The sequence below is a fragment of the Streptomyces sp. NPDC002588 genome, assembly GCF_040295925.1.
Lineage (GTDB): Bacteria > Actinomycetota > Actinomycetes > Streptomycetales > Streptomycetaceae > Streptomyces.
This window is the reverse complement of record NZ_JBEOWF010000043.1, coordinates 60,438-73,482: the sequence shown is the minus strand read 5'-3', so window position 1 is coordinate 73,482 and position 13,045 is coordinate 60,438. Positions and strand designations below refer to the sequence as shown.

Genomic DNA, 13,045 nt, shown 5'->3' with positions numbered 1-13,045 from the left:
TTCATCCCTGGGTCTGCTGGATAGCTTCGCGAAGCACCTGGCGGTCGTCGAACGGACGCACCACCCCGGCGATGTCCTGGCCCTGCTCATGCCCCTTGCCCGCGACCAGCACGGTGTCCCCGGCGTGCGCGCGGGCGACGGCCGCGGCGATCGCGGCGGCCCGGTCCTCGAACAGGAGGACCTCGCCGCGCTCGTGCGCCGGCACCGACGCGGCGCCTTCGAGCATGGTCGCGAGGATCGCGAGGGGGTCCTCTGAGCGGGGGTTGTCCGATGTCAGTACGGCGGTGTCGGAGAGCCGCGCGGCGGCGGCGCCCATCGGCCCGCGCTTGGTGCGGTCCCGGTCGCCGCCGCAGCCGAGCACGACGTGCAGCCGGCCCTTGGTGACCTTGCGCAGCGCCCTGAGGACCGACTCGACGGCGTCCGTCTTGTGGGCGTAGTCGACGACCGCGAGATAGGGCTGGCCGGCGTCCACGCGCTCGAGGCGGCCCGGCACCCCGGGGACGGCCGCGACGCCGTCGGCGGCGGTCTGCGGGTCGATCCCGGCTGCGGCGAGGGCGACGACCGCGGCGAGGGTGTTCGCCACGTTGAACGAACCGGGCAGCGGCGCCCTGGCGGTGACCCGCGCTCCGTCCGGGCCCAGGATGGTGAACGTCGAGTCCATCGGGCCGATGCGGACGTCGTCCGCGCGCCAGTCGGCGTCGGGGTGGCCCTCGGCGGAGAAGGTGACGACCGGGACCTCGGCCTCCCCGGCCAGCCGGCGGCCGTACTCGTCGTCGAAGTTGACCACGCCGAGTCTGCTGCGTTTCCGGGTGAACAACTGCGCCTTGGCCTGGAAGTAGTCCTCCATGCCGGAGTGGAACTCCATGTGCTCCGGGCTGAGGTTGCTGAACACGGCGATGTCGAAGACGCAGCCGTCGACCCGGCCGAGGACCAGCGCGTGGCTGGAGACCTCCATCGCGACCGCCTCGACCCCGCGTTCGCGCATGACGGCGAACAGGGCCTGGAGGTCGGTGGCTTCGGGAGTGGTGCGCTCGGACCTGATGCGCTCCTCACCGATGCGCATCTCGACCGTACCGATCAGCCCGGTGGACTTGAGGGCCTTCAGGCCGCCCTCGACCAGGTAGGCGGTCGTCGTCTTGCCGGAGGTGCCTGTGATGCCGATCTGAAGCAGGTCACGGCCCGGGTGGCCGTAGATCGTGGCCGCCAGCTCGCCCATCCGCGCGCGCGGGTCCTCGGCCACCAGGACCGGCAGGCCGGTCGCGGCGGCGCGTTCGGCGCCGGTGGGATCGGTGAGCACGGCGACCGCGCCGAGGCCGGCGGCCTGCGTGACGAAGTCGGCGCCGTGCAGCCGGGCGCCGGGGAGCGCGGCGTACAGGTCGCCGGGGCGGACGGCGCGCGAGTCGTGGGTGATGCCCGTGACGGCTGCGGCGCCTTCCCCGCTTCCCGCGCCCTCCGCACTCCCCGCGCTCTCCTCGACGGTGACCCCCAGTTGGCCGGCGAGCTCCGCGAGGGGTGTGGCGGAGACCTGGGCCGGCCTGGGCGGTCCCGGATATGTCACGGAAGCGCCCTTCTGGGTGGTTTGGGACTGATCAGCGTGTGGCACGGCGGTGAGCGTACCGGGCGCACCCGCCTGCGGGCGAAGCGAGGAGGCGGGCGAGGCCTGGTTCCCCGGGTCGGGAGTGATCATGGTCACGGGCTGGTTCCTGGCTGGTTCGGCGCTGAACACGGGCGGAGGGCACTGGACGGGCGGGACGGGCGGCCCCTGGGCGGGCGGCGACGGTCGGACGGACGGACGGGTGGGTGGACTGGCTTACGGATCTCAGGGAGTGAAGGTGACGGGGAGCTTGGCGGCCTTCGCCCCGGTCGGCGGGACCTGCAGGGTCTTCAGGGCGAACTCCATCACCTGCTTGAAGATGGGGCCGCAGATCTGGCCGCCGAAGTAGCTGCCCGCGGTGGCGTTCTGGATGGCGCAGTAGACGGTGACACGGGGGTTGTCGGCGGGCGCGAACCCGGCGAACGACGAGGTGTAGCCCTTGTACTTGCCGGTGGCCGGATCCACGCGGTTGGCGGTGCCCGTCTTGCCCGCGACGCGGTAGCCGGGAATGCGCGCCTTGGTACCGGTGCCCTCCTGGTCGTCGACGACCGACTCCAGCATCTGGGCGAGGGTCTTCGCCGTCTTCTCGCTGACGACCCTGGTCTTCTTCGGGGCGGCGGCGGGTGTGAAGCGGCCGTCGGGACCCTGGGTGCCGCGCACCAGGCTCGGCTCGACGCGCACACCGCCGTTGGCGATCGTCGAGTAGACGGAGGCCGCCTGGAGTGCGTTGAGGGACACGCCCTGGCCGAAAGGAATCGTGTACTGCTGCGAGGTCGACCACTTGTCCGGCGGCGCGAGGATGCCCTTCGTCTCGCCCGGGAAGTCGATCCCGGTGTAGCTGCCGATGCCGAACTTGCGCAGGTAGGAGTACAGGACCCGGTTGGCCTCGGCCTGGGTCCTGCCGAGCTGTCCGGTGGCCAGGATGGTGCCGATGTTGCTGGACTTGGCGAGCACGCCGTTGAGCGTGAGGTTCCAGGTCGCGTGGTCGATGTCGTCCTTGAAGAGCCGGTCGCCGCGGTGCAGCCGGTTCGGCACGACGACGTGCGTCAGCGGGGTGGCGACGTTCTCCTGGAGGACGGCGGCCATCGACATGATCTTGGCGGTGGAGCCGGGCTCGTAGGCGTCCTGGAGGGCGGCGTTGCCCAGGGCGGCCGGGTCGGCCGTGGAGAGGTCGTTGGGGTCGAAGCCGGGCGAGTTGGCCATGGCGAGGATCTCGCCGGTGCGGGTGTCCTGGACGACGACGTAGCCGCGGTCCGCCTTGGACGCCTTGACCTGTTCGGTGATGGCGTTCTGCGCGGCCCACTGGATGTCCCGGTCCAGGGTCAGCTCGACGTTCGAGCCGGGCACGGCGGGGGTCTCGGTGGAGCCGCCCGCGGTGGGCACCTGACGGCCCCCGGACTGGGCGTAGCGGATCTTGCCGTCCTTGCCGGTCAGGGTCGCGTTCAGCTCCTGCTCGATGCCGCCGCCCCCCTTGCCCTCGGCGTTGACCCAGCCCAGAACGGCGGCGGCGAGGTCGCCGTTGGGGTAGACGCGCTTGCTGCTGGGAACGGCGAAGACCCCGCCGAGGACGTTGACCGTGCCGTCCGTGCCCTCCTTGGCGGTGAGCGCGGCCTTCAGGTCCTTGATCTGCTTCCAGACCTGCGGGGTCTGCCGGCCGGCCAGTTTCGTGTAGCGGGATTCCGCGTCCGCGGGCCGCAGCTTTTCGACGATCGCGGACTGCTCCTGGCCGAGGATCGGCGCGAGGAGCGCGGCGGCCTGCTCCGGACCGTCGTCGATCTTCAGGTTCTGGCGGTTGAACATCATGGGGTCGGCCGTGATGTCGTACGCGTCCTCGCTGCTGGCGAGGGCGACCCCGCTGCGGTCGGTGATCTCGCCGCGCTCGGCGGCCAGCACCTGGCCGACGTACCGGTTCTTGTCCGCCTTGGCGGCGTACGTGCTCGCGTCGACCGCCTGGACCTGGAGGAGACGGACCACGAAGGCGGCCATCACCAGGGTCAGGGCGAGGCCGACCATGCGCAGCCGGGGCCGCGGGCTGCCGAGCCGCAGGGGCCGCGGGGCCGCGGGGCGCGCCGGGGCGGGGCGGCGGGCCGGACGGGCGCCGGGGCCCGGCCGCCGCTGGGCTGACGCGGGGCGGGCGGGCCGGGCGGACCGGGCGGGGCCGGGCACACGCCGGCGGGGCGGTTCCCTGTCGGACACTTCCGTCACCTGCCGGGGGTCGTGGGGGCGGCCGCGGCCGGAGCGGGGACCGCGCTCTGTACGGGAGAGACGCCCGCGGGGGCGGAGGACGGCGACACCGGCGCCGGGGTGGGCGCGGGCGACGCGATCGTCTGGGACAGCGTGACGGCCTCGGGCGGCCGCACGACGGCGCCTTGGGAGGACCGCAGGGACGCGGCCGAGGGGACGCCCTTCACGGTGCCGTCGGGGTCCAGGAAGGCGGGGTCGCCACCGGGGATCATGCCGAGTTCACGGGCGCGGCGCTGGAGAGCGTCCGGGGCGGAGTAGGAGTCGATGTCCCGCTGGAGCGCCTGTTCCTCGTCGGTGAGGTTCTTGGTGTCCTTCTGGAGGTCGGTCATCTGGAAGGAGCCCTCGCTGAGGGCCGAGTTCAGCACGAGCAGTCCGATGAGGCCGCCGCCGAGCAGCAGGACGACGAGCAGGACGAAGGGGGTGCGGGCGGCCTGGCGCGGGCCCGAGGGGAAGAGACGCGCGAGCCGGGCGGCCCTGCCCTTCAGTTCGGGTTTCCTGCTCACTCGCCCTCCCCCAAGTCCGGTTCTCCCGCCTGTGCCCGCCCGTGCCCTCGCGTCACACGGATCATTCGACGGACTCCCTGATGCGCTCCGCGCCGCGCAGCCGTGCCGGGGCGGCGCGCCGGTTCTCGGCGACCTCCTCCTCGGTGGGAAGTTCGGCACCACGGGTGAGCAGCTTGAGCCGGGGCTGGTAGCGCTCGGGGACGACGGGCAGCCCGGGTGGGGCGGTGTTCGCGGCGCCGGCCGCGAACACCTGCTTGACCAGCCGGTCCTCCAGCGAGTGGTACGACAGGACGGCGATCCGCCCGCCGATCCCGATCGCCTCGACGGCGGCCGGGATCGCCCGCTCCAGGACGGACAGCTCGCCGTTGACCTCGATGCGCAGCGCCTGGAACGTGCGCTTGGCGGGGTTGCCGCCGGTGCGCTTGGCGGCCTGCGGGAGCGCGTCCCTGATCAGCTCGACGAGCCGGGCACTGTTGGTGAACGGCTCCTTCGCGCGCTCGCGCACCACCGCGGAGACGATCCGCTTGGCCTGCTTCTCCTCGCCGTAGGCGCGCAGGATCCGGACCAGTTCGCCGGGCGGGTAGGTGTTGAGGACCTCGGCGGCGCTGATGCCGGTGGACTGGTCCATGCGCATGTCGAGCGGGGCGTCCTGCGCGTAGGCGAAGCCCCGTTCGGCCTCGTCGAGCTGCATGGAGGACACGCCGAGGTCGAACAGGACGCCCTGCACGCGCGGGATGCCGAGCCGGTCCAGTACGTCCGGGAGTTCGTCGTAGACGGCGTGCACGAGGGTGGCGCGCTCGCCGAAGGGGGCGAGGCGCTCACCGGAGAGGCGCAGCGCCTCCTTGTCGCGGTCGAGGGCGACGAGCCTGGCCTCGGGGAACCGCGTCAGCAGGGCCTCGCTGTGGCCGCCGAGACCGAGTGTGCAGTCGACGACGACGGCGCCGGGCCGCTCCAGGGCGGGGGCCAACAGGTCCAGGCACCGCTGGAGCATCACCGGGACGTGTCGACTCTGGCTCAAGGGGCCCTCTCAGATCCGGCGGGCCCGCACGCACCGCCGGGTCCCCGCCCTCGCGGGGAGATCTCCGGCGGCCGCGCCGGGGTCTCACGGGGAATTCGGTCAAGCGGGGAGGTCGTCGGAGATCGCGGTCTCCCGCTTCGCGTCACTTTAGTCCACGGTGACTCGCGGTCAATCAACCGGCCTGCGCGTCGCGGGCCGGCGCGGCCGTGAAGCCGCGAACCGGAGAAAATCACCCTCCTGGGCGGCCATGCCTCACCCCTGTGGCTTACCTCACAAACACGGGGTGATGACGCTCTTTTTCCCTTCTCACAGCAGGACCGGAAGGCCCGTGACCAGTACCGTCATGATTATGACGACTTCCGCATCCGTACCCACCGAGTCCGAAGACGCCATACGCGGCGGCACGGTGACCGACCGTCTCGTCGACGCGAACGAGCAGTACGCCGCCGCCTTCACCGACCCCGGCATGGACGCCCGGCCCGTTCTGCACGTGGCGGTCGTGGCCTGCATGGACGCCCGTCTCGACCTGCACGCCGCGCTCGGCCTGGAGCTCGGCGACTGCCACACGATCCGTAACGCGGGCGGCGTGGTCACCGACGACGTGATCCGCTCGCTCACCATCAGCCAGCGCAAACTGGGTACGCGCAGTGTCGTACTCATCCATCACACGGGCTGCGGTCTGGAGGCGATCACCGAGGACTTCCGCACCGAGCTGGAGATGGAGGTCGGCCAGCGCCCGGCGTGGGCGGTGGAGGCCTTCCGGGACGTCGACCAGGACGTGCGGCAGTCGATGCAGCGGGTGCGCACCTCGCCCTTCCTGCTGCACACCGACGACGTGCGCGGCTTCGTGTTCGACGTGAAAACGGGCCTGCTGCGCGAGATCGACCCCGCCTGATCCCTGTCGGTCAGCTGTTGATTTCCACACCTCGGCCACCCGAAAAGCCATAGAACCGACATATCGCGGGCAGTTGTCCACAGGCGAGTGACACGAATCGGTAACGGCAGCAACAATGCGGTTGTGACGCCACGCCGAACATTTCACGGGTGGCGCACGTGATTCGGGGTGGGCCGGTCCGCAGGACAGAGCGTCGGCCCGGAGAAAGTACGGGCCGAGGAGGGCCGGGTGACGACCTATGACGAACGAGCGAGCCTCACAGATCTGACCGCCACTGTGGATCGTGTCCGCAGTTCAGTGGAGGGAGTGATCGAGGGCAAGCCCGAGGTCGTACGGCTTTCGCTGACCGTGCTGCTCGCCGAGGGACATCTGCTGATCGAGGATGTCCCCGGCGTCGGCAAGACGATGCTCGCCAAGGCGCTGGCACGGTCCATCGACTGCTCGGTACGCCGCATCCAGTTCACGCCGGACCTGCTGCCCTCGGACATCACCGGTGTGTCCATCTGGGACCAGCAGCGTCGTGACTTCGAGTTCAAACCGGGCGCGATCTTCTCGCAGATCGTGATCGGCGACGAGATCAACCGCGCCTCCCCGAAGACGCAGTCGGCACTGCTGGAGTCCCTGGAGGAGCGCCAGGTCACCATCGACGGGCAGACGTACGAGCTGCCCACTCCCTTCATGGTGGTGGCCACGCAGAACCCGGTCGAGATGGAGGGCACCTACCCGCTGCCCGAGGCCCAGCGCGACCGCTTCATGGCCCGGGTCTCCATCGGCTACCCGAGCCCCGAGGCCGAACTGCAGATGCTCGACGTGCACGGCGGGGTCAGCCCGCTCGACGATTTGCAGCCGGTTGCCCACGCGCACGAGATCGTGAAACTGATCGACACCGTCCGCGGTGTCCATGTCGCCGAGTCGGTCCGCCGGTACGCGGTCGACCTGGTCGCCGCCACCCGAACCCACCCCGACCTCAGACTCGGCGCCTCACCGCGCGCGACGCTGCACCTGCTGCGCGCCGCGAAGGCGTCCGCCGCGCTCAACGGCCGGGACTACGCGCTGCCGGACGACGTGCAGAACCTCGCCGTGGCGGTGCTGGCCCACCGGCTGCTGCCCACCGCGCAGGCCCAGCTGAACCGTCGCACGGCGGAGCAGGTCGTCGAGGAGATCCTGCAGCGCACCCCGGTGCCCGCGAGCCCCCAGCAGCACGCCTACGGCGGCCTGGGCCACACCACGCCGGCATACCCCCAGCAGCCGCCCCGGAGGCTCTGATGACCATCGGGGGGACCGGACAGGCCGGGCAGACCGGCCGGCCCGGCCGGCCGGAGGGCGGGCGCGGCGAGAAGGGCGGCGCCCGGACCGCCCTGGCCGGTCTGACCACGCGCGGCCGCTCCTTCCTGGCCGCGGGCGTGGCCGCCGCAGTCTGCGCGTACGTGCTCGGGCAGCCGGACCTGCTGCGGGTCGGGCTGCTGCTGGCCGCCCTGCCGCTGATCTGCGCGGCCGTCGTCTACCGCACCCGCTACCGGGTCGCCGGCAGCCGCCGCCTCGCCCCCGCGCGTGTACCGGCCGGCAGCGAGGCCCGCGTCCACCTGCGGATGGACAACGTCTCGCGGCTGCCCACCGGTCTGCTGATGCTCCAGGACCGGGTGCCCTACGTCCTCGGCCCGCGTCCCCGCTTCGTGCTGGACCGGGTGGAGGCGGGCGGCCGCCGCGAGGTGTCCTACCGGGTCCGCTCCGACCTGCGCGGCCGCTACCCGCTGGGCCCGCTCCAGCTGCGGCTGAACGACCCGTTCGGCATGTGCGAACTGACCAGGTCCTTCTCGACGTACGACACGCTGACGGTGATCCCGCGCGTGGAGGCGCTGCCGCCGGTACGGCTGAGCGGCGAGGCCAAGGGCTACGGCGACGGACGGCAGCGCTCGCTGGCCCTGGCCGGCGACGACGACATCATCCCGCGCGACTACCGCTACGGCGACGACCTGCGCCGGGTGCACTGGCGGTCCACGGCCCGCTACGGCGAGCTGATGGTGCGGCGCGAGGAGCAGCCCCAGCGGGCACGCTGCACGGTGCTCCTGGACACCCGCGGCGTGGCCTACACCGGCGCGGGCCCGGACTCGGCCTTCGAGTGGGCGGTCTCGGGCGCCGCGTCCGTGCTGGTGCACATGCTCGAGCGGGGCTACTCGGTGCGGCTGCTGACGGACACCGGCAACTCGGTGCCCGGTGAGGGCGCCGAGGGGTTCGCCGGGGCCAGCGGTGAGTCGGCGGACGCGGCCGGGCTGATGATGGACACCCTCGCGGTGGTCGACCACTCGGACGGCGCGGGCCTGTCCCGGGCCTACGACGTGCTGCGCGGCGGCAACGAGGGGCTGCTGATGGCCTTCTTCGGCGACATGGACGAGGAGCAGACGGCGATCGCCGCGAAGATGCGCCAGCGCAGCGGGGGCGCGCTGGCCTTCCTGCTGGACAGCGACACATGGGGACGTGAACCGAACGGGGTGCCCGATCCGATGAACGGGCAGGAGGAGCGGCTGCGGATGCTGCGCGAGGCGGGCTGGACGGCCGTGAGCGTGCCCCGGGGCGCCGCTCTGGAAGAGCTGTGGCGCCAGGCAGACCGGGAGCGGACGGGTGTCGTGACGGCGAGCGGGGCGAGCGCGAGGGAGGCTCGGTCATGAGCGGGCGGGCTCGGCTGACTCTGTGGTCGGCGGGGGCCACGCTCATGGCGTCCTGCGCGCTGCTGCCGCTCATCGACTCCGGAGCGTGGTTCCTGCAGGCGCTGTTCCTGCTGGCGATCCAGTCCGGGGTGGGCGCTGCCGCGCGGCGGGTGCCGCTGGCCCGGCCGCTGACCGTGGCCGCCCAGGCCCTGGTCACGCTGCTGGTGCTGACCCTGGTCTTCGCCCGGGAGCAGGCGGTGCTCGGGCTGGTCCCCGGCCCCCAGGCCTTCCACCACCTCGCCGACCTGCTGCAGACGGGCTCCGACGACGTGGGGCGGTACGCGATCCCGGCCCCGCTGTCCGACGGCATCCGGTTGATGCTGGTGGGCGGTGTGCTGGTGATCGGTCTTGCGGTGGACACCCTCGCGGTGACCTTCCGCAACGCGGCCCCGGCCGGCCTGCCGCTGCTCGCGCTGTACTCCGTGGCCGCGGGGCTGTCCGACAGCGCGTGGGACTGGGTCTGGTTCCTCATCGCCGCCGTCGGCTATCTGATGCTCCTCCTGGCCGAGGGCCGGGAGCGGCTCTCCCAGTGGGGCCGCGTCTTCGCCGGGGCCCCGCGCACCCCGGGCGGGCAGTCCGGCCCGGTGGCCCCGGTGCGCACCGGCCGGCGCATCGGCATGGCCGCGCTGGGCGTGGCCGTCATGGCGCCGCTGCTGCCCCTGCCGGCGATACAGAGCGGCCTGCTGGGCGGCACGGGTGCGGGCGTGGGCGTGGGCAGCGGCGGCGGGGGCACGATCTCGGCGGTCAACCCGCTGGTCTCGCTGCGCGACAGCCTCAAGGTGAACGACGACCGCACGGTCCTGAAGCTGACCACCAACTCCACCGACAACTCGGACATGTACCTGCGGATCGTGTCCCTGGACGAGTTCGACGGCACCACGTGGAAGCCGTCGAAGCGCCACATCGTCGCCGTGCCGGACCGGTTCCCGACGCCCACCGGCCTCAGCTCGGACATCAAGCGCACGGAGATCACCACCCGGATCGCGGCCGCCGACGGCTACGCGCAGAACTGGCTGCCGATGCCGTACCCGCCGAGCAGTGTGAAGATCAAGGGCAACTGGCGGTACGAACCGGTCGGCATGACCCTCGTCGGCGACCACGGGCAGGACACCAGCGGCAAGACGTACGAGGTGAAGAGCCTCGACGTGCAGCCGACGGCGGAGCAGTTGGAGACCGCACCCGAGGCGCCCAGCTCGATCAGGAACGACTACACCAAGGTGCCGGACTCGCTGCCGAAGGTGGTGGCCGAGCAGGCCCGCGAGATCACCGGCGGCGCGACGAGCGACTACGAGAAGGCGGTCAAGCTCCAGGACTACTTCGCGGTGACGGGCGGCTTCGAGTACGACACCGACGTGGAGGTCGGCTCCGGTCCGGACGCGATAGCCCGCTTCCTGCGGGACAAGCAGGGCTTCTGCGTCCACTTCTCGTTCGCGATGGCGGCGATGGCCCGCACGCTGGGCATACCGGCGCGGGTCGCGGTGGGCTTCGCCCCGGGGTCCCCGCAGGCCGACAGCTCGGTGGCGGTGAGTCTGAAGGACGCGCACGCCTGGCCCGAGCTGTACTTCGAGGGCGTGGGCTGGACCCGCTTCGAGCCGACCCCCACGCGGGGTACGACGCCCTCGTACACGGTGCCGGACAGCTCGGGCGTGACCACCCCCGAGCAGCCTCAGTCCTCGCAGTCGGCGGACTCCGCGCCGTCGGCCGCGCCGTCGACGGACGCCACCTGCTCGGCGCAGGACAAGAAGCTCGAGAACTGTGGCGCCGCGCTGCCGCTGGACCAGGCGGACCGCGGCGACCAGGGCCCGGCGAGCTACCAGGTGGCCGGCTGGATCCTGCTGGGGGTTCTGGCCCTCGTCCTGCCGCTGCTGCCGATGCTGTGGCGGCTGCGGCGGCGGTCGGAGCGGCTGGCGTCGGCCCGGCACTCCGTGGCGGCGGCGCCCGGCGGACACCGGAGCGGCACTACGGACGGGCTGGAGGCGGTGGAGGCCGGTCCGGGGGTCGCTCTGGACGAGCCGTCCCAGGAGGCCGCCGACGCGGCCGCGGCCCATGTGCTGGCGGTCTGGCGCGAGCTGACCGACACAGCCTGGGACTACGGCATCGAGCCGGACGAGGCGCTGACCCCCCGGCGGTCGGCTGCGCGGATCGTCGGGGCCGGCGAGCTGGACGAGACCGCGGCCCGGTCGGTGTACCGGGTGGCGGGCGCGGTGGAGCAGGTGCTGTTCGCACCGCGGCCGCGGGCCGAGGCGGGGCTGGCCGACGACGTGCGGCAGGTGCGGGCGGCACTGCGGGCGCGGGCCGGCTGGTCGACGCGGGTGCGGGCGGTCGTGGCGCCTCGGTCGGCGATACGGGCCCTGTGGGACCTCTCCGACCGCTGGGCGGCCGTCAAGGCGTCCTGGGCGGCGCGGGTGGCGAGGCTGGCGACCCTGGTGCGCCGGCCGTCCGGCCAGCAGGGCGGCGGCTGAGACCGCCGGGCGGCACGCGTCCGCCAGGACAGCACACATGTGAGGGGGTGACCACCCGGCGGGTGGTCACCCCCTCACATGTGTTCCGGTGTCAGTGACCGCCCTGCTCGTCCCGGCGGCGCTGCCAGCGCTGTTCGATGCGGTCCATCACTGAGCGCTTCTGCCGTCCCTGAGCGCGTGTCTGCGGGGCGCCCGCGGCCTGTTCGCCCGGCTTGGGGGCCTTGCGCCAGCCGGTCACGGCGAGCACCGCGCATCCCAGCATGACGAGGAAGCCCACCACACTGAGCCAGACCTGCTTGGCGACCATTCCGGCCATGAGGAGCGCGATACCTACGAGGAAGCCGGCGACCGCCTGGTAGACCCGCCGTCGGGTGTACGTACGCAGCCCGCTTCCCTCGAGCGCCGACGCGAACTTGGGATCTTCGGCGTACAGCGCTCGCTCCATCTGCTCGAGCATGCGCTGCTCGTGCTCCGAGAGCGGCACGGAGTCCTCCTCATCGTGCAGTCGCCGGGGCGACCCGGGGGGTCCCTTCAGGATAGGCAGGGAATCGCCCCCGTGAAACCCGCCCCTCTACGCCAATTGGCCAACCGGAGCCCGCCATGGGCGTCCCGGTCCGCTGAGGCTTCCATTCCCCAACGGCCGACCCGTCATGCCGGGCGGTCTCCCTCGATCATACGGCGCACAGCGCCCGAACGGGGGGCCTGTGGCGTACTCCATGTGCGGCCGAGCCGCTGATCAGCGGGGGCGCCCCGGGGAGGCGCTCAGGCTCCTTCGGCCCCTCTCGCCTCACCGAGCACATGGAGCTGGGTGGCGACGGAGTGGAAGGCGGGGAGCTCGGCGGCCGCCTCCTCGAGCTTCAGCAGGGCGTCGAGGGCACCGGGCTCGGTGTCCACGAGCACGCCGGGGACGAGGTCGGCGAAGACCCGCACGCCGTGCACGGCGGCGACGGCGAGGCCGGCGCCCCGGACGAGCCCGGTGAGCTGCTCGGCGGTGAAGCGGCGCGGCACGGGGTCACCGGTGCCCCAGCGGCCGTCCGGGTCACCGAGGGCCTGCCGGGCCTCCTTGAAGTGGCCGGCGAGGGCGCGCGCGAGGACGGCTCCGCCGAGACCGGCGGCGAGGAGGCTGAGGACGCCCTCGGAGCGCAGGGCGGCCACCGCGTTGCGGACGCCCTCGGCGGGGTCGTCGACGTACTCCAGGACACCGTGGCACAGCACCACGTCGTAGCCGCCCCGCTCGACCACGTCGAAGAGGCCGTGGGCGTCGCCCTGGACGCCTCGTACGCGGTCGGCGACACCGGCCTCGGCGGCGCGGCGCTCCAGGGCGAACAGCGCGTTGGGGCTGGGGTCGACGACGGTGACGCGGTGGCCGAGGCGGGCGACGGGCACCGCGAAGTTGCCGCTGCCGCCGCCGGTGTCGAGGACGTCCAGCGCCTCGCGACCGGTGGCCTTGACCCGGCGTTCGAGGGCGTCCTGGAGGACTTCCCAGACCACGGCGGTACGGAGAGAGGCGCGGGGTCGCAGCGGGTCCGACACGGCAGTTGACTCCTCGGCGCGGCACCGCCTCTTGCGCGGCGGAGCGAACGGGCTGCCTCCCCGGCCGGCCGTACCCGGCCCGGGGTCGGGC

The 13,045-nt window shown here is 72.6% G+C and carries 10 protein-coding genes; 4 read left to right on the top strand and 6 right to left on the bottom strand.

What is annotated here, in order from left to right; all coding sequences use genetic code 11:
* Position 1: 1 nt before the first annotated feature.
* The 4 genes from ABT057_RS37630 to rsmH form a co-directional block, all read right to left on the bottom strand.
* Positions 2-1,693: a UDP-N-acetylmuramoyl-L-alanyl-D-glutamate--2,6-diaminopimelate ligase gene (locus tag ABT057_RS37630; protein WP_352348398.1), complete on the bottom strand. Its 1,692-nt coding sequence runs from the start codon at positions 1,691-1,693 to the stop codon at positions 2-4.
* 126 nt (positions 1,694-1,819) lie between these two features.
* Positions 1,820-3,790: a peptidoglycan D,D-transpeptidase FtsI family protein gene (locus ABT057_RS37625; RefSeq protein WP_352348397.1), complete on the bottom strand. Its 1,971-nt coding sequence runs from the start codon at positions 3,788-3,790 to the stop codon at positions 1,820-1,822.
* 5 nt (positions 3,791-3,795) lie between these two features.
* Entirely contained in the window at positions 3,796-4,341 is a 546-nt protein-coding gene (gene ftsL / locus ABT057_RS37620) for a cell division protein FtsL (protein ID WP_352348396.1), read from the bottom strand.
* A gap of 61 nt (positions 4,342-4,402) precedes the next feature.
* Positions 4,403-5,359, bottom strand: a complete 957-nt coding sequence (gene rsmH, locus ABT057_RS37615; protein WP_352348395.1) for a 16S rRNA (cytosine(1402)-N(4))-methyltransferase RsmH — start codon at positions 5,357-5,359, stop codon at positions 4,403-4,405.
* 286 nt (positions 5,360-5,645) lie between these two features.
* Here rsmH and ABT057_RS37610 point away from each other — a divergent pair, with 286 nt between their 5' ends.
* The 4 genes from ABT057_RS37610 (at position 5,646) to ABT057_RS37595 (ending at position 11,421) form a co-directional block, all read left to right on the top strand.
* Positions 5,646-6,254, top strand: a complete 609-nt coding sequence (locus ABT057_RS37610) for a beta-class carbonic anhydrase (protein WP_352348394.1) — start codon at positions 5,646-5,648, stop codon at positions 6,252-6,254.
* 228 nt (positions 6,255-6,482) lie between these two features.
* The gene (locus ABT057_RS37605; RefSeq protein ID WP_352348393.1) at positions 6,483-7,520 is read left to right on the top strand and encodes an AAA family ATPase; all 1,038 of its coding nucleotides are present in this window, start codon (positions 6,483-6,485) and stop codon (positions 7,518-7,520) included.
* Positions 7,520-8,920: a DUF58 domain-containing protein gene (locus ABT057_RS37600; protein WP_352348392.1), complete on the top strand. Its 1,401-nt coding sequence runs from the start codon at positions 7,520-7,522 to the stop codon at positions 8,918-8,920. Before ABT057_RS37605 ends, ABT057_RS37600 begins: the two co-directional genes overlap by 1 nt.
* Positions 8,917-11,421: a transglutaminase TgpA family protein gene (locus ABT057_RS37595; protein WP_352348391.1), complete on the top strand. Its 2,505-nt coding sequence runs from the start codon at positions 8,917-8,919 to the stop codon at positions 11,419-11,421. The genes ABT057_RS37600 and ABT057_RS37595 overlap by 4 nt, the downstream gene beginning before the upstream one ends.
* A gap of 91 nt (positions 11,422-11,512) precedes the next feature.
* On the opposite strand, the gene ABT057_RS37590 is transcribed toward ABT057_RS37595, so the two are convergent.
* Together ABT057_RS37590 and ABT057_RS37585 are read right to left on the bottom strand one after the other, a co-directional pair.
* Complete coding sequence (locus tag ABT057_RS37590) at positions 11,513-11,905, bottom strand: SCO2097 family morphological protein (protein WP_352348390.1); 393 nt, start codon at positions 11,903-11,905, stop codon at positions 11,513-11,515.
* Between the two features lie 278 nt (positions 11,906-12,183).
* Entirely contained in the window at positions 12,184-12,954 is a 771-nt protein-coding gene (locus ABT057_RS37585) for a methyltransferase (RefSeq protein ID WP_352348389.1), read from the bottom strand.
* Positions 12,955-13,045 lie beyond the last annotated feature (91 nt).